Origin of the sequence: uncultured Limimaricola sp., from assembly GCF_964022235.1 — a bacterium.
GTDB lineage: Bacteria > Pseudomonadota > Alphaproteobacteria > Rhodobacterales > Rhodobacteraceae > Limimaricola.
The window spans coordinates 1-20,286 of record NZ_CAXHZL010000001.1 but is presented as its reverse complement, the minus strand read 5'-3'; the positions used below and the strand labels follow the sequence as shown (position 1 = coordinate 20,286).

Sequence of the window (20,286 nt, the reverse complement as noted above, 5' to 3'; positions counted from 1 at the left end):
GCTCGTTTTCAACGATCCCGGCCCTCGCATGCCGTCACTCGGCGGTGGGTTGCGCGACACGCAAGGCGGAGCCATCGAGCACCCGAACCTCGCGTTGCGGAAAGGGAATCGAGATGCCCTCGGCCTTGAACGCGTCCCAAAGCGCCAGAAACACGTCGCCGCGGATATTGGTGAGCCCCGCCGTCGCATCGTCGATCCAGAAGCGCAGGGTGTAGTCCACGCTCGAATCGCCGAAGGCGGTGATATGGCAGACCGGGGCGGGCTTTTCCAGAACCCGCGTGCAACTCGCGGCAGCCGCGATCGAGACCCTCCGCACGAGGTGCGGATCGTCGCCGTAGGAGGCGCCAAAGCTGATGTCGATGCGCACCGAGTTGTCGGAATGGGTCCAGTTGACCACCTGCGTGGTGATCAGATCCTCGTTCGGGATCAGGTATTCCTTGCCGTCGCGGGTGACGACGGAGGCGTAGCGCGCCCCCAGCGTCGAGATCCAGCCGAAGGTCTCGCCCAGCGAGATCACATCGCCGGGCTTGATCGACTTGTCGAGAAGAATGATCAGGCCCGACACGAGGTTCGACACGACCTTTTGAAGGCCGAAGCCGAGACCGACACCGATCGCCCCCGACAGCACCGCAAGGCCGGTCAGGTCGACGCCCACTGCGCGCAGCCCCACGAAGACGGCGATGCCGTAAAACAGCAGCTGCGACAGCTTGACCGCCAGCACCTGCATCGAGGGGCTGATCTCGCGGTTGGTCTCGATCCGGTGCGCCGAGGTGCGCGCCAGCAGCCGGGCGATGAAGAAGGCCACGCCCAGCACCATCGCCGCCTTGAGCACCAGAAGCACCGAGATCCGAAGATCGCCCATATCGATGGCGAGACTGTCGAGCAGCCGCGCGGTTTCTTCCGTCAGATCGAGGATGCGCAGGGTGATCCAGGTCCAGGCGCCGTAGCGCACGATGCCGCGCAAGAGCGGATTGACGATCAGCCGCGACACCAGCGCCACGAAGAGCCAGCCGGTCGCGAGGTTGGCCGCGATGCGCAGCACCGCCGTGCCGCCGGGCGGCGCCACCTGTTCGACCACAGCGACGGAGATCCAGATCAGCGCCACGAACAGCACCGCGCGCAACCGCCGGTGCAGCGTCACCGCGTAGCGCATCCGCCAGCGCGGCCAACCGGCGCGGCTGCGCATCCAGTCGTGCAACTTGGGCCCCAGCCAGGCCCGGCCCAGATGCGCCAATGCAAAGGCCCCAAGCAGGATCGCGACCTGCCAGGCGTTCCACGGCTGCATCACCCCTTGCACCACACGTTCCGCATCGCGCAGCAGCCGGTCGCTGAGATCGCCCGCGGCGGCGGCGATGACCTCCGGCGCGTCAGCCGCCTGCTGCGCCATTTCGGCGGCGGTCTCGCCCGCCTCCGCCGTTGCGGCCCCTGCCACGTCGTCCAACCCGGTCTCCGGCTCCATCGCCCGCTCCGTCCTGCCTCTTTGGCCCGAGCATGTAGCGCGGCCGCCCCCCGGTCCAGCCGCCCAAGGCCACGCGAGGCTCTTGTGCCGCAAGGTCCGACGGAGTATCTGAACGCCATGACACGGGTCTTCGACATGGATGATCGCGCACGACTGCCTTGGCGGTTCTTTGGCGCGACCTGCACGATCCTCGCGCGGCTTTGACGCGGCGGGGCGCGGATGCGCGCCCGATCGACCCCTTCAGGCACGCCCGATCCACCCTTCGGCGTGCCCCGTCACCTTCATCCAGCCGCAAGAGGATATCTCCCATGACCGGCAAGACACTCTACGACAAGATCTGGGACGCCCACCTCGTCCATGAGGCCGAGGACGGCTCCAGCCTGCTTTATATCGACCGTCACCTCGTGCACGAGGTCACCAGCCCGCAGGCCTTCGAAGGTCTGCGCATGACCGGCCGCCAAGTGCGTGCGCCTGAAAAGACCATCGCGGTGCCGGACCACAACGTGCCGACCACCGCCGGGCGCGACAAGATCATCGAGAACGAGGACAGCCGCATCCAGGTCGAGGCTCTCGACAAGAACGCGCGCGATTTCGGGATCAACTACTATCCCGTCTCCGACGTGCGTCAGGGCATCGTGCACATCGTCGGCCCCGAGCAGGGCTGGACCCTGCCCGGCATGACCGTGGTCTGCGGCGACAGCCACACCGCGACGCATGGCGCTTTCGGCTCGCTTGCGCATGGCATCGGCACCTCCGAGGTCGAGCACGTGCTCGCCACCCAGACGCTGATCCAGTCGAAGTCCAAGAACATGAAGGTCGAGATCACCGGCCAGCTGCGTCCCGGCGTTACCGCCAAGGACATCACCCTTTCGGTGATCGGCCGCACCGGCACCGCCGGCGGCACCGGCTACGTGATCGAGTATTGCGGCGAGGCGATCCGCGCGCTGTCCATGGAAGGCCGGATGACGGTCTGCAACATGGCGATCGAGGGCGGCGCCCGCGCCGGTCTCATCGCGCCGGACCAGACCACCTTCGACTATGTAAAAGGCCGTCCGCACGCGCCCAAGGGCGCGCAGTGGGAGGCGGCGCTCGACTGGTGGAAGACGCTCTACTCCGATGACGACGCGCATTGGGACAAGGTCATCACCATCCGTGGCGAAGACATCGCCCCGGTCGTCACCTGGGGCACCTCGCCCGAGGACGTGCTGGCGATCACCGATGTCGTGCCGGATCCCTCCAGCTTCAAAGGCGGCAAGGTCGACGCTGCAAAGCGCGCGCTCGACTACATGGGCCTAACCGCCGGCACGCCGCTCAGGGACATCAAGATCGACACGGTCTTCATCGGCTCGTGCACCAACGGTCGGATCGAGGACCTGCGCGCCGCCGCGGCGATCCTCAAGGGCAAGAAGATCAAGGACGGCATGCGCGCCATGGTCGTGCCCGGCTCGGGCCTCGTGCGCGCGCAGGCCGAGGAAGAGGGCCTTGCCGACATCTTCAAGGAGGCGGGCTTCGAGTGGCGCCTCGCCGGCTGCTCGATGTGTCTGGCGATGAACCCCGACCAGCTCGCCCCGGGCGAGCGTTGTGCGGCGACCTCGAACCGCAACTTCGAGGGGCGCCAGGGCAAGGGCGGGCGCACCCACCTGATGAGCCCGGCGATGGCGGCGGCTGCCGCGATCACCGGACACCTGACTGACGTGCGGGAGATGATGTGATGGACAAGTTCGAAAGCTTCTCGGGCGTCGCCGCCCCCATGCCGCTGGTCAACATCGACACGGACATGATCATCCCCAAGCAGTTCCTCAAGACCATCAAACGGTCGGGGCTCGGGGTGAACCTCTTCGCCGAGATGCGCTATCTAGACGACGGCTCGGAGAACCCCGACTTCGTTCTCAACAACGCGGCCTACCGCGATGCCGAGATCATCGTCGCGGGCGACAACTTCGGCTGCGGCTCCTCGCGCGAACACGCGCCTTGGGCGATCAAGGACTTCGGGATCAAATGCGTGATCTCGACGAGCTTCGCCGACATCTTCTTCAACAACTGCTTCAAGAACGGCATCCTGCCGATCACCCTGCCCCAAGAGCAGATCGACGTGCTGATGAAGGATGCCGAGAAGGGCTCGAACGCCCGTCTCGACATCGATCTTGAGAACCAGACCGTGACCACCTCCGAGGGCGAGAGCTTTGCCTTCGAGGTCGACCCTTTCCGCAAGCATTGCCTGCTCGAAGGCCTCGACGACATCGGCCTGACGCTCGAAAAGGCCGCCGCGATCGACAGCTTCGAGGGCCAGGCGAGCCAGGCGCGCCCGTGGGTCTGAACTTGCGGTCAGCTTCCTGAAAAGCCCTGACCCAAGCCGTTGATGATTCGGACACAAATGAGGCGGCCCCCCGGGGCCGCCTCATTGCATTTGGACCCTGTACGAACGGATATTGCCGCAAGGTCACCCCGGAACAACCATATATGGATATTTTATCACGAACACCCACAACATGAGTGATTGAAACGCCCGTCATTCGAGATGAAATGCCGTATTTTGGGTCCATTGCTGTGCCCCACCCGTCGCAAAAGCGCCGCAGTTCAAGGGCTTCTTAATAACTATTCGTTGCTGCCTTCATCGGGAAAGGGCACAAATAGTGGCAGGATTGAGGCAAGTCGGCTCGTTTGGGCCGCGTCACGCCGGTATAGAGCCGCGACATGTAAACGTGGCCGCCCGGCGCAGGAATGGGCAAACTATGGTCACGCGACTGACAGGAGGACTCCTGCGGGCGGCGCTGGTGGTGTTGATGATCGCGACACCCTCGATGCTGCTGCCGTCAGGTGGATCGGGCACCCCCGAAATCGTCGCCCTCGTGGCGCTGGCCGCCGGGCTTTTCACGGCGGTCGAATACACCTCGCTCTCGCCGAGCCTCGTCGAATTCCGCGATGCCCAGCCCTTCAACCGGATCCGCTTCGTGACGACGGCGGCGGCGGTGTTCCTGTTGTCGCTGATGATACGCGACACCGGCGAAGCCTCGACCATCACCGCGCTTGTCGTCGCCTTGGCCGCCCCGCTCGGCCATGCTCTCGACATCCCCTATTCGCCAGTGCGGCTGCTCATGTTGACCCTGCCCGACGGCACGCCCGCCGCACTCGCCGATCAGGTCCGCGGCGGCGCCGCGCTGAGCTACGTGATCTCGCTCTCGTCGCTGGTGCTTTTTGCCCTGCTGCTGCGCTTTCGCGGCTGGCCGATGCGTACCGGCAACTTCAACGTCTGGATCAACCTGCCCACCTTCGATCCGACTTCCGGATCCGACGTGATCTGGCGGCTGCGCCGCGACGGGCAGTTCAACCTCGTGCTGGGTTTCCTGCTGCCCTTCGTGATCCCGGCACTGCTGACCATCGGTGGGCCGATGTTCGGCCCGCTCAACCTGTCGAACCCGCACACGCTGATCTGGACCATCACCGCCTGGGCCTTCCTGCCGGCGAGCCTGCTGATGCGCGGCGTGGCGTTGCAGCGCGTAGCCGACATGATCGGAGCCCAGCGTGAACGCGCCACGGCGCGCGAGGCCGGGCTGCTGCCCGCATGAGGCAAGGGGCGCGCGCCAGCGCCCTGTTTGCTACCCTTCTCGTTCTGCTGGCCGGCCCTGCCCCGGCTGACCCGCTCCGCCTCGCCACCTACGACCCCGGCCTGAGCCGTGATGGCCCCGGCCTGCTGCTGCGCGACATCCGGCGCGAGGAGGCGCAGGTCGGCGACGCCGCCCGGATCATCGCCCACGCCGCCCCCGATATCCTGCTGCTGACCGGCTTTGATCACGACGCGCAGAACGTGGCCCTCACCGCCTTCGCGGAGCTGCTGCGCGGATTGGGCGGGCCGGACTATCCGCATCTGCTCGCCCTGCCATCGAACGCGGGCCGCCTCTCGGGGCTGGACCTCGACGGCGACGGCCGGCCGGGCCGCGCCCGCGACGCGCAGGGCTACGGGCGTTTTACCGGCGAGGGTGCGATGGCGCTGCTGTCGCGTCATCCGATCGACCTGCTGCGCGACCTCACCCCCCTGCTCTGGCGCGACCTGCCCGGCGCGACCCAGCCCACGCTGGGCGGCATGCCCTTCCCCTCGCCCGAGGCGCAGGCGGCGCGGCGATTGTCGAGCACCGGGCACTGGGTGGTGACGGTGCACACGCCACAAGGCCCGCTTACCCTCATGGCCTTTGCCGCGACGCCGCCGGTGTTCGACGGCCCCGAAGACCTCAACGGGCTGCGCAATCGCGACGAGATCCGGCTGTGGCAGCGGCTCATGGACGGCGATCTCGGCGCGCCGCCGGAGCCGCCCTTTGCGATCATCGGCCTTGCCAACCTCGACCCTATCGATGGTGCCGGACGGCACGAGACCATGCGCGATCTGCTGGGCGACCCAAGGCTTGTCGATCCGCGCCCTCCGAGCGAGGGCGGGCGCGCCAGCGCCGATGCGGATCAGTCGGGCGATCCCGGCCTTGATACCGCCGATTGGGACGCGGCCCCAGATGGCCCCGGCAACCTGCGCGTCGACTACATCCTGCCCTCGCGCGCGGGTCTTGCCGTCACGGGTGCGGGCGTGGTCTGGCCAGAAGCGGGCGAGATCGCCGAAGCCGCCGCGCGCGCCTCGGCGCACCGGCTGGTCTGGGTCGACCTCGAGTTGGAGTGAGGCTCCGGCTGCAGGACGGTCCCTCCCTCCTCCTCGTTATATGGCGAAATCCGGCGGGCAAACTTGACCCTGCGGCGGCCTCGGGCTACCGCATCGCCATTCCATTCGTTTCAAATCGGAGCGCGCAACGTGTCCAATCCTTCCCTTCTGATCCTCGCCGGAGACGGCATCGGTCCCGAAGTCATGAACGAGGTGAAGAAGATCATCGGCTGGTACGGCGAGAAGCGCGACCTCGCTTTCGACGTCGAGGATGATCTCGTCGGCGGCGCCTCCTTCGACGCGCATGGCACGCCGCTCACCGACGCCACCATGGAAAAGGCCCAGAACGCCGATGCCGTGCTGCTCGGCGCCGTGGGTGGCCCCAAGTACGACACGCTCGACTTCTCCCAAAAGCCTGAGCGCGGCCTGTTGCGCCTGCGCAAGGAGATGGACCTCTTCTCGAACCTGCGTCCGGCGCAGTGCTTCGACGCTCTGGCCGATTTCTCCTCGCTCAAGCGCGACGTCGTGGCGGGCCTCGACATCATGATCGTGCGCGAACTGACCTCGGGCGTGTACTTCGGCGAGCCGCGCGGCATCCACAAGGAAGGCAACGAGCGCGTCGGCATCAACACCCAGCGCTACACCGAGAGCGAGATCGCCCGCGTCGCGCGCTCCGCCTTCGAGTTGGCCCGCCGTCGGAATAACAAGGTCTGCTCGATGGAGAAGGCCAACGTCATGGAATCGGGCGTGCTCTGGCGTCAGGTCGTGACCGAGATTCACGAGGCCGAGTACTCGGACGTGGAGCTGAGCCACATGTACGCCGACGCAGGCGCCATGCAGCTCTGCCGCTGGCCCAAGCAGTTCGATGTGATCGTCACTGACAACCTGTTCGGCGATCTTCTGTCGGACGCCGCCGCGATGCTCACCGGTAGCCTGGGCATGCTGCCCTCTGCGAGCTTGGGCGCGCCGATGGCCAACGGCCGCCCCAAGGCGCTCTACGAGCCGGTGCACGGCTCGGCTCCCGACATCGCCGGTCAGGGCAAGGCCAACCCGATCGCCTGCATCCTCTCGTTCGCCATGGCGCTGCGCTACAGCTTCGATCAGGGCGTCGAGGCCGAGCGGCTGGAGAAGGCCGTCGAGAAGGTGCTGGCCGATGGGCTGCGCACCGCCGACCTGCTCGGCCCCGAGGGCGGCACGCCGATCTCCACCGCCGAGATGGGCGACGCGGTGATCGCGGCGCTCGACGCGTCGCTGTAAGAAATCAGCGGGGCGGCGGATATCGCCGCCCCACCCCACCTCGCCTTGCATCAAGCGGCGGGCTCGGCCATTGCTGGCGCCGACACAGCCAGTCAGACCGGGAGAATGCGCATGGGCAACAACGCGAAAGGCGCCTTGTTCGCGCTTGCCTCCTTTGCGGTCTTTGCTACCCACGACACGGTCATCAAGCTTCTGGGCAGCGGCTACTCGCCGGTCCAGTTGATCTTCTTTTCGGTCACGCTCGCCTTTCCGTTGGCGCTGGTGATGATCATCGGCGATCCAGAGCCCGGCACGCTCAGGCCCCGCCACCCCTGGTGGGTAGCGCTGCGCACCGCTGCCGGGTTTCTCACTGCCACCTGCGCCTTTTACGCCTTCTCGGCCCTGCCGCTGGCGCAGGTCTACGCGCTGATCTTCGCCACGCCGCTGCTGATCACCGTGCTGGCGATCCCGGTGCTGGGCGAAACCGTCGGCCTCCACCGCTGGGGCGCGGTACTGGTGGGGCTGGTGGGCGTCCTCATCGTGCTCAGGCCCGGCCAGACCGAGTTGTCGCTGGGCCATCTTGCGGCGCTCGGTGTGGCGATCGGCGGCTCGACTGCCTCGATCATCGTGCGCAAGATCGGGCATGAAGAGCGGCCCGTGGTGCTGCTGCTCTACCCGATGATCGCCAATTTCGTGCTGATGGGCGCGGCGCTGGCTTTCGTCTACAAGCCGATGCCGATCTCGGATTTCGGGCTGGTCGCGGTGATCGCGGCGCTGGGCTGGATCGGCGGTCGGATCATGGTCGCGGCCTACTCGACCGGCGAGGCGGTCGTCGTGGCGCCGATGCAATACAGCCAGATCATCTGGGCCACCCTCTATGGCGCGCTGTTCTTCGACGAGTTTCCCGATGCGCCGACCATATATGGCACCGGCATCATTATCGCCTCGGGGCTCTACATCGTGCTGCGCGAAGGCCGCGGCGGACGTTCACGCAACCGGCCCGTGCTGCAGACCCGGATGCGCTGGGAAAACGGCTCGAGCCCGCGCGCCAGCGTGCTCAAGCGCTTTCTGCGCCCCGGGCGCTTCCGCGCGGATTGACCGCGCGGAGGCTCTTGCAAAGCCCGGCGCGAGGCGTTAGGTCGGCGCCACGGTCGGAGTGTAGCGCAGCCTGGTAGCGCACCTGCTTCGGGAGCAGGGGGTCGGAGGTTCGAATCCTCTCACTCCGACCATTTATCCCTACATCTCGCCTCATGAGACGCCTTGTGGCGCTTTCCCTTCCGTGGCGAAACGTGTAGGGACCGCACGAACTTTCAGGAGGCTCCAGAACATGGGCTACAAGGTCGTCGTCGTCGGCGCCACGGGCAACGTGGGTCGCGAAATGCTCAACATCCTGGACGAGCGCGCGTTTCCGATCGAGGAAATCGCCGTTCTCGCCAGCCGCCGCTCGCTCGGCACCGAGGTGAGCTTTGGCGACCGAACTTTGAAAACCCAGGACCTCGCCACCTTCGACTTCACCGGCTGGGACATCGCGCTCTTTGCCGTGGGCTCCGAGGCCACCAAGGAATACGCGCCGAAAGCCGCGGCCACCGGCTGCGTGGTGATCGACAACTCCTCGCTCTACCGCATGGACCCCGACGTGCCGCTGGTGGTGCCCGAGGTCAACGCCGACGCGGTGCTGGGCTATACCAAGAAGAACATCATCGCGAACCCCAACTGCTCGACCGCGCAGATGGTGGTGGCGCTCAAGCCGCTGCATGACCGCGCGAAGATCAAGCGGGTCGTCGTCTCGACCTACCAGTCCGTCTCCGGCACCGGCAAGGAGGCGATCGACGAGCTGTGGAACCAGACCAAGGGCATGTATGTCCCCGGTCAGGAAGTGGCCCCTTCGGTCTATCCGCGCCAGATCGCCTTCAACGTGATCCCGCACATCGACGTCTTCATGGAAGACGGCGGGACCAAGGAAGAGTGGAAGATGATGGTCGAGACCAAGAAGATCCTCGACCCCGCGATCAAGCTCACCGCGACCTGCGTGCGGGTGCCGGTCTTCGTCGGCCATGCGGAATCGATCAACATCGAATTCGAGGAGTTCCTCGACGAGGACGAGGCCCGCGACATCCTGCGCGAGGCTCCCGGCATCCTGGTGATCGACAAGCGCGAGCCCGGTGGCTACGTCACCCCCGTCGAATGCGTGGGCGATTATGCCACCTTCATCTCGCGCATCCGTCAGGACGGCACTGTCGAGAACGGCCTGAACCTGTGGTGCGTGTCCGACAACCTGCGCAAGGGTGCTGCCCTCAACGCGGTGCAGATCGCCGAAGTTCTGGGCCAGAAGGCCCTCAAGAAGGGCTGAGGACAACTGGGGCGCGACGCGATCCGCGACGCGCCCCATTCCTTATCGCTCGGCTGGATGCCGGAGCGGATCATGGGTCAGCAGGCCAAGATTGGTGTGCAGCACCCCTGACCGCAGGCGCCCCTGCTCGTCGCGAAGCAGGATCCGCTCGCCTTCCTCGGAAGGTCCGAGATGGTCGACGATGCTCCAGCCCATCGGCTCGAGGTTGTCGAGGTGCCGCGGCAGCTTTTCCGTCGACTGCGCCCCTGCGGGTCAACTCCCGACAAGCATCATCAACGCCGCGCCAGCGGCATAGAAACGGAAATTGGTTATGGCTCTCTCCTTTTTCCGGGTGAGGCGGTGGCTCAGTTGTCGCGCATGTTGACGTAGTCCCATGACGCGATGGTGCCGTTGCGGGGATGGATGATCAGCGACACCTCGCTGCCGTAGGCGTCGAATCCCACGAGCTGGCGACTCTGCGGGTTCACAAGTTGCATATTGCGATAACCGCTTTGCGAGAGCTTGGAGATCACGCTGTCAAAGTAGCTCGGGGTCTCTTGTGCGGCCGTCAGTGTCGGCACGGCCAGCGCGGCGCAGATCAAGCCGCTTATCAAAGCAATGGATTTCATGGAATGTCCTATCACTGATACCAGCAGCATATCGCACCCGGCGGACGGCCGGGGCATCGCTGCCAAACTGTATATGAACCGGCGGTTGGACCACTCGCGACGCACATCGCCACATGCTGCCGGCATCACAACCCTACACTTTTAGAGCGATGCCCGCAATTTTATTGGCAATAATCCTTGGATTTATGAAATAATATCTTCTACACCCCTGTCATGACCCGACTTTCCTATCCATCAGGAAGCCGGACACGGGTCAGTCGCGGCAGCTTTTCGTCTCGTTCACCGCCGAGCTTCATGCAGCATCGTCGCGCAGCGGCGCATTGGATCGATCTCACTCAGAGCTGAAAGCATCTCCCCCCGACGAAAGCGCCCTTTCATGGCCGGCGGGGTGAACCTCTGCTCCACGGCCCCTACCGCTGGGGATCGGTCCCTTGAAAAAACCGCCGCAGGCCATAGATGCGCTGACCGGACGGTCGTTGCGCCGCCATTTTCAGCTCTCGCCCAAGGACATGAAACCATGACGGATACCTCTCCCATCCGCGTCGATATCGTCTCGGACGTCGTCTGCCCCTGGTGCGTGATCGGCTACCGCCAGCTTGCCCACGCCGCGCAGGAGACCGGCATTGCTTTGGAGCTGCATTGGCACCCCTTCGAGCTGAACCCGCAGATGGCCGAAGAGGGCGAGGATCTGCGCGAGCACATCACCGCGAAATACGGCACCACAGCCGAGCAGTCCCGCGAGGCGCGTGAGCGGCTTTCCGATCTGGGCAAAGGTCTCGGCTTCACCTTCGATTACAGCGACGACATGCGCATGTGGAACACCTTTCGCGCGCATCAGATGATCGATTGGGCCGAGGAGCAGGGCCGCGCGCATGATCTGGAGATGGCGCTGTTCGAGGCGTTCTTCACCCATCATGCCGATCTGTCGGACAACGACGCGCTTGCGGATGTCGCCGCCTCGATCGGCCTCGACCGCAGCGCGGCCCTTGCGGTGCTGGAGAACGGCGAGCGCGCCGAGCAGGTGCGCCGCAAGGAGCAGTTCTGGACCAGTCAGGGCATCAGCGGCGTACCTGCGATGATCTTCGAACGTCAGCATCTCGTCACTGGGGCGCAAGGCGAGGCAACCTACGCGTCGATCCTGAAACAGCTTGCCGAAATGCAGGCCGCCTGACGGGTCCATGCAGATGGTCGTGATCAGGCCCGTCCTCTACAGGGGGGGCTCGAAGTAGAGGATCAGCGCGCCTGCCACCAGCATGGGGATGACATAGGCCCTTGCCATGTCGGTCCTGCCCAGTTCCCAGACGCCCAGGCTCGCCAGAAGGAAGGACAGGCCGAACAAGATGAGGAAGGCAGAGGAGAGCATCTCGGCCCTCGTCCAGTCGGTTGCCGTATTCACGATGTTCACGTCTTAGCCCTCGTCAGTTGCAATATCAGGGATCGGACGGGCGAGTGCGGGGGACTAGTCGGCCCATGCCCGCCCCCTTGTCTCAGTGGGCATTACGAGGCCCTCACAGGCCCCAGCTGAAACCGGTGTCCTTCTCGGAGCGTTCCCAGAGCCTGACCATGACCGGCTTGTCGTGAGCATGGGCGTTCAGCGTGCCGCGGCCCACCGGGCCGACGAATTCCCTGGTCCCGGTGGGTCCGTAGAGCGCGCGCTGCTCGGTCAGTCCTTCTTCAGTGGCACACATCACTTCCGGATAGGCGCCCTGCTCGGCGGTCTGGACCATCTGCGTCTTGGTCATCAGCCACCAGATGAGGCGCATCGTCCGGCTGCCGCTGGTCGAGATCAGCGAGGTCGCGGACGAGCCGGGGTGGCAGACATAGACCTCGACGTTGCGGCCGGCGGCGCGCGCGCGGTCCTGAAGCTCGTAGGCGAACATCATCTGCGCCAGCTTGCTCTGGGAATAGGCGGTGTTCGCGCCATAGCCCTCGTTCCAGTTCATGTCGTCGAAGCGGATCGTCTTCAGTCCCATGTTGTAGCCGAGGCTGGCGACGACGACGATTCGGCCCCGTGCCTCCTCGATCCGGTCGAACAGCATGCCGCACAGGGTGAAGTGGCCGTAATGGTTGGTGCCGAGCTGGCTCTCGAAACCGTCCGGCGTCAGCTTGCGCGTCGGCACCTGCGCGATGGCGGCGTTGCAGATCAGCGCGTCGATGCGCGGGGTGGTCTTCAGGACCTCTTCGGCGGCCATGCGGACGGAGGCCTGCTCGGCGAGGTCCATGCGGATGAAACGCACGGGTGCGGCGGCTCCGAATTCCTGCTTCAGCTCGTTTACGGCGGCGGCGGATTTCTCGGCGCTGCGGTTCAGCATCACGACCTCCGCGCCCTTGCCTAGGAGAATGCGGGCAGCCTGAAAGCCCGCGCCGGCATTGGCGCCGGTGATGACATAGGTTTTGCCGGCAAGGTTGCCGAGGCGCTCGGGTGTCCAGCCCTTGGGTCCGAAACTCGTGTCAGCCATCTGTCTGATCCTTGATATGCGTATGTGTGGGGAGGGGGCGCCCGGCCCTGGGCCGGGCGGCAGGTCTTTCGCTCAGTCGTGGAGCTGACCGAACAGCGTGTCGCCGCGCCGCCAGATCGGCAGGTAGCCGGGGTATTCGTGCTTGAGCGCGCTGATCTCGTCGAGCCGTGCCATCTCCTCGTCGCTCAGCACGATGTCGGCGGCACCGAGATTGTCGACCAGCTGGGCCTCCTTGCGGGCACCGACGATGACGCTGGTGACGCCGGGCTTGTGCAGCAGCCAGGCCAGAGCGATCTGCGCCACCGAGGCATTCTTCTCCTCGGCGATCGCGGCCAGGACATCGACGATGTCGTAGCCTTGATCCTTGGCGACCGGCGGAAAGTCGAAGGCGGCGCGGCGGCCCGAGGCCTCACTGTCGCGGGTGTATTTGCCGCTCAGAAAACCGCTGGCGAGCGGGCTCCAGATGAAGGTGCCGAGGCCAAGATCCATCGCCGCCGGCAGGATCTCGCGCTCGAGCTCGCGGCCGACGAGCGAGTAGTAGGACTGCGCGGAAGCGAACCGCTCGGTGCCCAGAAGCCGCGCCATGCCATCCGCCTTGGCGATCTGCCAGCCGGCGAAGTTCGACAGGCCAATGTAGCGTACCTTGCCCTGCCGCACGAGATCGTCGAGCGCACGCAGCGTCTCTTCGAGCGGAGTGGTGACGTCGAAGTTATGAACCTGATAGAGATCGATGTAATCGGTGCCCAGCCGCTTCAGGCTGCCCTCCACCTCGCGCATGATGGCGAGACGGCTGGTGCCCAGGTCGTTCGGGCCGGTGGTCATGGTGTTGTAGAGCTTGGTGGCTATGAGGTTGTCCTGACGCCGGTCGCCCAAGGCCACGCCCAGCATCTCTTCCGACACGCCGGAGCTGTAGACATTGGCGGTGTCGAAGATGTTGACCCCGGCCTCGATGGCCAGATCGACCATGCGGGTCGCCAGCTCCTGACCGGTGGCCCCGACCAGATCGGCATAGCTGCCGCCCTCGTTGTCGAAGGTCATGGTGCCGAGCGTCAGCTCCGAGACGTAGAGACCGGTATGTCCGAGTTGCTTGTATTTCATCGTGGTGCCCTCCGGCGCCGCAGCGCTTGCGTTTGTAAACCGTGGTGTTTACATAGGGAGTAAGGGCGGGTGGTGTAAACCCCTGTGTTTACAAAATCGCGGTGCGGCGGGACGGAGTCGATGAAACTGACTGATAAGAAACGAAAAGATATTCTGGAGGCGGCGATCCAGGAGTTCCGCGAGCAGGGCTTTCCGGCCGCGCGGGTGAACCGGATCGCGGAACTGGCCGAGGTATCCAAGCGCACGCTCTACAAGCATTTCGAGAGCAAGGAGCTGCTGTTCGCCGCGATCACCGAGATCCTTCTCGAAGAGATCGCGGCCGTTCCCAAGCTGCGCTACCGGCCCGACGCGCCGCTGCGCGAGCAGCTGATCGCGGCAGTGCGGGATTACGTCGGCCATCTGACCGGCGAGCAATACATGGGCCTGAACCGGCTGGTGATGTCGGAGCTCCTGCGCGATCAGGATCTGGCGCAGGCCTTCTTCGCCAAGGCCGCGATGCAGGACGGCCCGATCTCGGGGCTGATCGGTGAGGCGAGGCAGGCCGGCGCGCTGCGCAAGGCCGAACCGGGCTTCGCGACGGGTCAGCTGCTGTCGATGGTGAAGCACTTCCTGGTCTGGCCGCAGTTCCTGATGGGCGCGAAGGCCGAGGTCGATCCGGATGCCGTCATCGCAGACTGCGTCGACATGTTTCTGGCCCACTACGGCCTGACAGCCTGAACGGCCGAAAGCGCTCTCCTCATGGCAGACAACGGCGGCAACCTTCGCCCTGCGGCTTCTCGCGATGAACCCAGCTTTTTTGGTGGGTAGAAGGCCGGACGAGAACAAGAATGACCGGTTGGTAGTATTGAGCCGAAGCTTATTAAGCGGGTCCAAGGCTCGCCATGGCCCGTTTGTGACGGGCCTGCATAGGCGGCAGGTTCAAGCATCTCCACCAGCGACGTAGCTTGCTTGCGCTCGAAGCAGACCCTCGCCTCACCGGCCGTTGTTGACTGACATAGGGACCTTACCGCCCCTCGCTTAGGATGCTTGGCAGGTGCTGCAGCTACAAGGTTATCAGATGGTCAAATTAGGAGCGGTCACATCGAGGGCAGTTTGGTGGATAGGCCCATCCCTCCAGTGCGAAACGCCTTTGAGGATAAGAGATTTGCCGAGCACCCTCAGGGTGACGCGTGGCCTGCGTCATTCCCGAGGGCGATGTTACACAAGGCAGCCTTGGACATGACTGTTCCCGTTCCCGCAACAGCTGTAGGACGCCGCGTAACCGTGCGCGGCCATAGGCCAGATGGCTGAGAAATATCGAGACTATTAGAGCAACATAGTGCGTTCGTTGTGCGCAAAACATTGCGCACCGCGCCTATAGCATTGCGCAAAACGACCGAGCAGGCTCGGAACTCTGGTTTCTTTCAAAGACTATAGTCGGAAATTTCCGTGAGCAAGAGTTCGAACCCACCTTCCCTCAAGTTTTTTCCGACCCGATGTAGGCCCGAAAGTTCGCCCTTGAAGCGCTGGATTTCCGACTGAGCTGCTGTGGGACCCGACCTTGGACCGCCGGGATCTGGAATTTCCGGACTTCTGCTCTGGGACCTAACCCTGCTGGGGCATTATCCAGCCTCCGCCAGGTCATCGCTCATCTGTTCCCCGCGATCGGGCTTGCCTCATGATTCAAGCGGCCACGGCGGCGCCCACTATACCCTCAAAGTACACCGGCAAGATCGTGAGAGTTTGGCGCCCTTCACTCAGGTGCAAAGCTCAGGACGTGATTGCCCGAGCTGTCCCTGGGCAAAGCTCCGTACTTGACTAAGGCTCTGAAACGAAGAAAGTTTGCCAGATATTCGTACCGAGAAGCCAAGAGGCTGGGCTCTGCCTGACCATAAAGCGAGAAGGGCCAAGCCTTGACGCACCCCTATCAGATCGAAATCCGAACTGACAACACGAGTGATCCTGCCATCATCTTCAACCTCTACCTCGACGGCGAAGGGACACCGAACTTGTTCCTCCCAATGTCAGGATGGATCGGAGCGCTTGAGGCTCGAGAAGACTCGGAGTGCCGGCCCTTCGTACTCCATGACAATGGGACACTTGATTTCGGATCGTATGCGCCTGATGCCGTGCGGCATGGTGCCATTCATTGGTCGCGCCTCAGCAGATATCACGTAGGGGCTGAAATGGGGGTGACTTTGGCCGATGATGAAACCACTTACCGAGTGTTTCGGATTTCACGACTGTGAAAGTGGCGTTTCGGGATCACCTCAGAGAAATATTGCGCTCATAGCCCAGAACACTGAACACTGAACACTGAACACTGAACAGAGTGAGCGCATACTTCCTCGCTACACACTTCCCTATTAGGATATCGCAAGCTGTCCAGCCTCAGGCGAAGTGGCCTTACTTTTGAAAAACTGCTCAATATTATCTTGCAAGCGACTGCAATGGAGGCCCCACTTACAGATGACTGATCTTACTTTTACTCGCATTCACGCCCTGGAAGCTATTGACTCGGCCCGAAAGAACGGTCGCGAATGGCTGTATAAATACTACCCAAAACCGAATGGACAGATACGGCCGTCTACAACCGGATTTCTACTGCATATGGGAGAGGCCTACCCTGTCAAGCCGCTGGGGCGCTTGGCCAGCGAGATTTCAGGCCAGCCAATGGCGGATAACCCCCAAACAGATGTATTCCGAAAGCACTTTGAGTCTCTTGGCTTCCAACTGATCACGAGCCCGGACGATGAGGCGGCAAGCGCGACTGATCGCCAGCGCCATTTAGCTGAGGTTTGGAGCCGACCAAACCAGGCTAAGTTTCGTCGTGCAGTATTCGATATATTCGGTGCACGCTGTCTTGTGACAGGTTGCGAGACCTTGGTGGCGTTAGAGGCCGCGCACATCTTGCCAGTGTCTTCCGGCGGTAGCGACGAAGGTTGGAACGGTATTCCGCTACGTTCAGATATCCACCGTCTATTCGACGCCGGCGCTATTATCTTTAGGCCCGAAACCTTGACGCTTTCCGTATCCGCGTCCGCCCAAAAAGAGTACGGGAGTTATCAAGGCATAAACCTGAAACCAGTTATCTCGACCAAAGATATTGCGCCGAAGCTGGTAGCCGCATTACAAAAACGGCAAATCCTGTATACATCTTAACCCTCCCCACTTTTATCACCAGCCCACGGACTCTTCGTCAAACCGAAGAGAATGGCGAGGCTAAGCCCAACCAGCTTATTGAAAAGAAGGCTCCCGAGACGCCCACCAACCAGGTGTTTCTACACTGCTGTCATCTGCGCAGATCTACCTGCCCGCCGCAGCGCTCTCTCAATCGATACCGTGTCTCCCATCAGCGCCTCTGGGACATCTGGGTTGATTTTGTAACGGAGGGTTTCTGGCTCATCGTAACCACCGAGGAGTGGAGATGAGACAGAAACCCAGAATAGCCAAACCGACGGCGGAGTCGCATCCGTCGGCGCCCGCGGAGCACTATTCAGCAGAGGAGAAGATCCGCATCGTCGTCCTCCGTCAGCCCCTCTGAGACATCGAACCATCCAGATTTCGGCATTTGCGGCGAGCTACTGCACAAAAAACACTCACTTTTTGCAGTCGGATCGGATATCCCTGTACTAATCGGCCCGGTGGACTGGCTCTCGCCGACACGCCGTTGGACAAAAAGCACTCCAGCAGGGAAAGAGCATGATACCGAAACACGTCCTTTTCGCCGGTGCCGTCGCAGTCGCGGCAGGCACCGCCTCCGCGCAGACCGAAATGCCCTTCGCGCTCGACTGGAAGTTCGAGGGTCCCGCCGCACCCTACACTCACGCGATCGATGCGGGCCTGTTCGAGGCACAGGGCCTCGACGTAACCATCACCGAAGGAGCAGGCTCGCTCGACGCCATTCCGAAGGTCGCGACAGGCGCCTTCCCGGTGGGCTTCGCCGACATCAACTCGGTAATGCGGTTTCTCGACCAGAACCCCGGCGCCCCAGTCACGGCGGTGATGATGGTCTACGACAAGCCGCCCTTCGCGGTTGTCGGCCGCGTCAGCCAAGGCGTGTCCGCGCCCGCCGATCTCGAGGGTCGCGTGCTCGGCGCGCCGCCGCCCGACGGGGCTTGGGCGCAGTTCCCGATCTTCGCCGCCGAGAACGGCATCGACATCGACGCGATCACCGTCGAACCAGTGGGCTTCCCGACGCGCGAGCCAATGCTGGCACAGGGCGAGGTGGACGCCGTGACCGGCTTCTCCTTTTCCTCGACGCTCAACCTGATCCGGCTCGGCGTGCCCGAGGACGACATCTCGGTCATTCTGATGGCCGATCACGGCGTCGACCTCTACGGCAACGCCATTATCGTCAACACCGACTTCGCCGAAGCCAAACCCGAGGCGGTGACTGGCTTCCTGACCGCCATCGCGCAGGGCTGGCAGGCCGCGATCGACGATCCCGATACCGCGATCAAGGCGCTGCTGAAGCGCAACCCCGCCGCCGACGCGGATCTCGAGAAGCGCCGCCTGCAACTGGCGATCGATGACAACGTGCTGACCGATCACGTGCGCGAGAACGGTGTGGGCAACATCGACCCCGAGCGCTTCGCGCGGGCGATCGAGCAGACTAAGACTGTCTACGAGTTCCAGAACGAGCCCGATGCTGCCACTTTCTTCGGCGACAGCTACCTGCCCGAGGGCGACGTGCTGATGCTCAAGTGACGGGGGGACTGGCGCCGGGTCCGTGCCCGGCACCGGCCGATGCGGCACGAAGAATGAAGAACATCATCGAAATCACGGGCGTGCGGCACGCCTACAAGACCAAGTCGGGCCCGCTGCCCGTGCTCGATGGGCTCGACATCACGGTGCCCGAGGGCGAGTTCTGCGCGGTGGTGGGCCCCTCGGGCTGCGGCAAGTCCACACTGACGCGGCTAGTGGCCGGGCTGATGAAGCCCGATGCCGGCGAGGTTTGGCTCGACGGGCAGAAGGTGACGAGCCCGCGCAAGACCGTGGGCATGGCGTTCCAGAACCCGGTGCTGCTCGAATGGCGCTCGATCCTCGACAACGTGATCCTACCGCTTGAGATCGTGGCGCCCTCAATGCCAAGGCGCGACCGCATCGGGCGGGCGGAAGAACTTCTGGAAATGGTGGGGCTTTCGGGCTTCGAGGCTAAGCGTCCCTCGGAGCTGTCGGGAGGCATGCGCCAGCGCGCCTCCCTGTGCCGCGCCATCGTCCACAAACCCGACGTGTTAATCATGGACGAGCCGTTCGGTGCGCTCGACAACTTCACCCGCGAGGACCTCTGGCAGACCATGCGCGACCTGCGCGCCAAGGAGCCCTTCACTGCCGTGCTGATCACCCACGATTTGCGCGAGAGCGTCTTTCTAGGCGACCAGGTGGTAGTGCTGTCGGGGCGTCCGGCGCGCACGCAGCATACCCTGACCGTCGACCTGCCGCAGGACCGGACCATCGACGTACTCTACACCCAAAAGGCGGCCGACATGCTCCATGTGCTGCGCGACCAGATCAAGATTGCCCAGGGCCGCAGCCCGGAGGCCGCATAATGGAAACTCTGCGCAAAATCGCCGTGCCGGTGCTGGCCATCGCGGCCTTTCTCGCGGTCTGGGAGGCGCTGGTGCGGATCAACGGCTGGCCCGACTACGTCATGGCCTCGCCCTCGGACCTGCCGGCGGCCTATACTCGGTTCTGGGAGTTGTTCCTGATCGGCGCATGGCAGACCCTGTGGCGCACCGTGGCCGGGCTGGCCCTCGCGGTGGTGTTCGGGCTTCTGCTCGGCATGATCATGGGCTTTTCGCGGATCATGCGCGACGCACTCTACCCGCTTCTAGTGGGCTTCAACGCCATCCCCAAGGCGACGCTGGTGCCGGTTCTGGCGCTCCTGTTCATCGGTCAGCACGACTTCAACACCGTGATGATGGCCTTCCTGATCTCCTTCTTTCCGATCGCGGTCTCGGTCGGGATCGGCCTGTCGACGCTCGAACCGGAGTACCGTGATATCCTGCGATCGCTCGGTGCGAGCCGCTTCACCATCTTCCGCAAGATCGCTTTGCCCAAGACCCTGCCCGAGTTCTTCGGGGCGCTGAAAGTCTCGGTGACGCTGGCCTTCATCGGCACCAACCTCGTCGAGATCGTCTCGCCACACGGTCGGGGGCTGGGGGCGCTGTTCCTGTCGGGGCAGACCAACTCCAACTACCCACTGATGTTCGCGGTGCTGATTGCGCTCGCAGTGCTCGGCATAGCGCTCTACTACGCCGTCGTCGCACTGGAGCGGACCTTCGCGGGCTGGGCGGAGCGGCAAGCGACATAACCTCGGAGCGGGTTCCCTCTTGGCTCAGGTCAGTGCGGCTGCTTCGCTGGGTGGGCAGCAGCCCACTACGGATCTTCCAGAAACAAGGGTTTGAAGCGCCCCGGTTTTGTCGGAGGCTTCAACTCCTGAGTAAGGTGGAGCA

Annotated in this window: 19 protein-coding genes and 1 tRNA gene; 14 read left to right on the top strand and 6 right to left on the bottom strand. The window is 63.7% G+C overall.

Features of this window, described 5'->3' with window-relative positions:
• Positions 1-34: 34 nt before the first annotated feature.
• On the bottom strand, positions 35-1,459 hold the full coding sequence (locus tag AADJ02_RS00100; protein ID WP_341210964.1) for a mechanosensitive ion channel domain-containing protein: 1,425 nt from the start codon (positions 1,457-1,459) through the stop codon (positions 35-37).
• A 308-nt stretch (positions 1,460-1,767) separates the two neighbouring features.
• Between AADJ02_RS00100 and leuC the strand changes: the two genes are divergently transcribed.
• The 8 genes from leuC to AADJ02_RS00060 all read left to right on the top strand — a co-directional run bounded on the left by leuC (position 1,768) and on the right by AADJ02_RS00060 (position 9,684).
• Entirely contained in the window at positions 1,768-3,171 is a 1,404-nt protein-coding gene (leuC, locus tag AADJ02_RS00095) for a 3-isopropylmalate dehydratase large subunit (RefSeq protein WP_341210963.1), read from the top strand.
• Positions 3,171-3,776, top strand: a complete 606-nt coding sequence (leuD, locus tag AADJ02_RS00090) for a 3-isopropylmalate dehydratase small subunit (protein ID WP_341210962.1) — start codon at positions 3,171-3,173, stop codon at positions 3,774-3,776. The genes leuC and leuD overlap by 1 nt, the downstream gene beginning before the upstream one ends.
• 415 nt (positions 3,777-4,191) lie before the next feature.
• A complete protein-coding gene (locus tag AADJ02_RS00085) occupies positions 4,192-5,025 on the top strand; it encodes a hypothetical protein (RefSeq protein WP_341210961.1) in 834 nt (277 codons plus the stop codon).
• On the top strand, positions 5,022-6,119 hold the full coding sequence (locus AADJ02_RS00080) for an endonuclease/exonuclease/phosphatase family protein (protein ID WP_341210960.1): 1,098 nt from the start codon (positions 5,022-5,024) through the stop codon (positions 6,117-6,119). Before AADJ02_RS00085 ends, AADJ02_RS00080 begins: the two co-directional genes overlap by 4 nt.
• Positions 6,120-6,248: 129 nt before the next feature.
• The gene (leuB, locus tag AADJ02_RS00075; protein WP_341210959.1) at positions 6,249-7,355 is read left to right on the top strand and encodes a 3-isopropylmalate dehydrogenase; all 1,107 of its coding nucleotides are present in this window, start codon (positions 6,249-6,251) and stop codon (positions 7,353-7,355) included.
• Positions 7,356-7,466: 111 nt separating this feature from the next.
• Positions 7,467-8,432, top strand: coding sequence for a DMT family transporter (locus AADJ02_RS00070; RefSeq protein ID WP_341210958.1), 966 nt, complete (start codon positions 7,467-7,469; stop codon positions 8,430-8,432).
• 54 nt (positions 8,433-8,486) lie between these two features.
• Positions 8,487-8,563: transfer RNA gene (locus tag AADJ02_RS00065), tRNA-Pro, on the top strand.
• Between the two features lie 98 nt (positions 8,564-8,661).
• Entirely contained in the window at positions 8,662-9,684 is a 1,023-nt protein-coding gene (locus tag AADJ02_RS00060; protein ID WP_341210957.1) for an aspartate-semialdehyde dehydrogenase, read from the top strand.
• A gap of 42 nt (positions 9,685-9,726) precedes the next feature.
• On the opposite strand, the gene AADJ02_RS00055 is transcribed toward AADJ02_RS00060, so the two are convergent.
• Positions 9,727-9,879, bottom strand: coding sequence for a hypothetical protein (locus AADJ02_RS00055; protein ID WP_341210956.1), 153 nt, complete (start codon positions 9,877-9,879; stop codon positions 9,727-9,729).
• Between the two features lie 149 nt (positions 9,880-10,028).
• Positions 10,029-10,292 carry a hypothetical protein gene (locus tag AADJ02_RS00050; RefSeq protein WP_341210955.1) on the bottom strand — a complete coding sequence of 88 codons (264 nt, stop codon included), beginning with the start codon at positions 10,290-10,292 and terminating at the stop codon, positions 10,029-10,031.
• 517 nt (positions 10,293-10,809) lie between these two features.
• Here AADJ02_RS00050 and AADJ02_RS00045 point away from each other — a divergent pair.
• Positions 10,810-11,463 carry a DsbA family oxidoreductase gene (locus tag AADJ02_RS00045; RefSeq protein ID WP_341210954.1) on the top strand — a complete coding sequence of 218 codons (654 nt, stop codon included), beginning with the start codon at positions 10,810-10,812 and terminating at the stop codon, positions 11,461-11,463.
• A gap of 36 nt (positions 11,464-11,499) precedes the next feature.
• Here the strand turns inward: AADJ02_RS00045 and AADJ02_RS00040 are convergent, their stop codons facing one another.
• From AADJ02_RS00040 to AADJ02_RS00030, 3 genes are all read right to left on the bottom strand, one after another.
• On the bottom strand, positions 11,500-11,697 hold the full coding sequence (locus AADJ02_RS00040) for a hypothetical protein (RefSeq protein ID WP_341210953.1): 198 nt from the start codon (positions 11,695-11,697) through the stop codon (positions 11,500-11,502).
• 103 nt (positions 11,698-11,800) lie between these two features.
• The gene (locus AADJ02_RS00035; protein ID WP_341210952.1) at positions 11,801-12,751 is read right to left on the bottom strand and encodes an SDR family oxidoreductase; all 951 of its coding nucleotides are present in this window, start codon (positions 12,749-12,751) and stop codon (positions 11,801-11,803) included.
• A gap of 72 nt (positions 12,752-12,823) precedes the next feature.
• Positions 12,824-13,849, bottom strand: coding sequence for an aldo/keto reductase (locus AADJ02_RS00030; RefSeq protein WP_341210951.1), 1,026 nt, complete (start codon positions 13,847-13,849; stop codon positions 12,824-12,826).
• Between the two features lie 120 nt (positions 13,850-13,969).
• Between AADJ02_RS00030 and AADJ02_RS00025 the strand changes: the two genes are divergently transcribed.
• From AADJ02_RS00025 to AADJ02_RS00005, 5 genes are all read left to right on the top strand, one after another.
• The gene (locus tag AADJ02_RS00025) at positions 13,970-14,566 is read left to right on the top strand and encodes a TetR/AcrR family transcriptional regulator (protein ID WP_341210950.1); all 597 of its coding nucleotides are present in this window, start codon (positions 13,970-13,972) and stop codon (positions 14,564-14,566) included.
• Between the two features lie 1,731 nt (positions 14,567-16,297).
• Entirely contained in the window at positions 16,298-16,990 is a 693-nt protein-coding gene (locus AADJ02_RS00020) for an HNH endonuclease signature motif containing protein (RefSeq protein ID WP_341210949.1), read from the top strand.
• A gap of 540 nt (positions 16,991-17,530) precedes the next feature.
• Positions 17,531-18,538, top strand: coding sequence for an ABC transporter substrate-binding protein (locus AADJ02_RS00015; RefSeq protein WP_341210948.1), 1,008 nt, complete (start codon positions 17,531-17,533; stop codon positions 18,536-18,538).
• Positions 18,539-18,591: 53 nt separating this feature from the next.
• Positions 18,592-19,380 carry an ABC transporter ATP-binding protein gene (locus tag AADJ02_RS00010; RefSeq protein ID WP_341210947.1) on the top strand — a complete coding sequence of 263 codons (789 nt, stop codon included), beginning with the start codon at positions 18,592-18,594 and terminating at the stop codon, positions 19,378-19,380.
• Positions 19,380-20,144, top strand: coding sequence for an ABC transporter permease (locus AADJ02_RS00005; protein ID WP_341210946.1), 765 nt, complete (start codon positions 19,380-19,382; stop codon positions 20,142-20,144). Before AADJ02_RS00010 ends, AADJ02_RS00005 begins: the two co-directional genes overlap by 1 nt.
• Positions 20,145-20,286 lie beyond the last annotated feature (142 nt).

Excerpts from the sequence above, each read along its gene's own strand:
- AADJ02_RS00035 (WP_341210952.1), bottom strand. The coding sequence starts at position 12,751 with ATGGCTGACACGAGTTTCGGACCCAAGGGCTGGACACCCGAGCGCCTC.
- AADJ02_RS00015 (WP_341210948.1), top strand. The coding sequence starts at position 17,531 with ATGATACCGAAACACGTCCTTTTCGCCGGTGCCGTCGCAGTCGCGGCA.
- leuC (WP_341210963.1), top strand. The coding sequence starts at position 1,768 with ATGACCGGCAAGACACTCTACGACAAGATCTGGGACGCCCACCTCGTC.
- leuD (WP_341210962.1), top strand. The coding sequence starts at position 3,171 with ATGGACAAGTTCGAAAGCTTCTCGGGCGTCGCCGCCCCCATGCCGCTG.
- AADJ02_RS00080 (WP_341210960.1), top strand. The coding sequence starts at position 5,022 with ATGAGGCAAGGGGCGCGCGCCAGCGCCCTGTTTGCTACCCTTCTCGTT.
- AADJ02_RS00050 (WP_341210955.1), bottom strand. The coding sequence starts at position 10,292 with ATGAAATCCATTGCTTTGATAAGCGGCTTGATCTGCGCCGCGCTGGCC.
- AADJ02_RS00030 (WP_341210951.1), bottom strand. The coding sequence starts at position 13,849 with ATGAAATACAAGCAACTCGGACATACCGGTCTCTACGTCTCGGAGCTG.
- AADJ02_RS00055 (WP_341210956.1), bottom strand. The coding sequence starts at position 9,879 with ATGGGCTGGAGCATCGTCGACCATCTCGGACCTTCCGAGGAAGGCGAG.
- AADJ02_RS00005 (WP_341210946.1), top strand. The coding sequence starts at position 19,380 with ATGGAAACTCTGCGCAAAATCGCCGTGCCGGTGCTGGCCATCGCGGCC.
- AADJ02_RS00020 (WP_341210949.1), top strand. The coding sequence starts at position 16,298 with ATGACTGATCTTACTTTTACTCGCATTCACGCCCTGGAAGCTATTGAC.
- AADJ02_RS00045 (WP_341210954.1), top strand. The coding sequence starts at position 10,810 with ATGACGGATACCTCTCCCATCCGCGTCGATATCGTCTCGGACGTCGTC.
- AADJ02_RS00010 (WP_341210947.1), top strand. The coding sequence starts at position 18,592 with ATGAAGAACATCATCGAAATCACGGGCGTGCGGCACGCCTACAAGACC.
- AADJ02_RS00070 (WP_341210958.1), top strand. The coding sequence starts at position 7,467 with ATGGGCAACAACGCGAAAGGCGCCTTGTTCGCGCTTGCCTCCTTTGCG.
- AADJ02_RS00085 (WP_341210961.1), top strand. The coding sequence starts at position 4,192 with ATGGTCACGCGACTGACAGGAGGACTCCTGCGGGCGGCGCTGGTGGTG.
- AADJ02_RS00060 (WP_341210957.1), top strand. The coding sequence starts at position 8,662 with ATGGGCTACAAGGTCGTCGTCGTCGGCGCCACGGGCAACGTGGGTCGC.
- AADJ02_RS00100 (WP_341210964.1), bottom strand. The coding sequence starts at position 1,459 with ATGGAGCCGGAGACCGGGTTGGACGACGTGGCAGGGGCCGCAACGGCG.
- AADJ02_RS00025 (WP_341210950.1), top strand. The coding sequence starts at position 13,970 with ATGAAACTGACTGATAAGAAACGAAAAGATATTCTGGAGGCGGCGATC.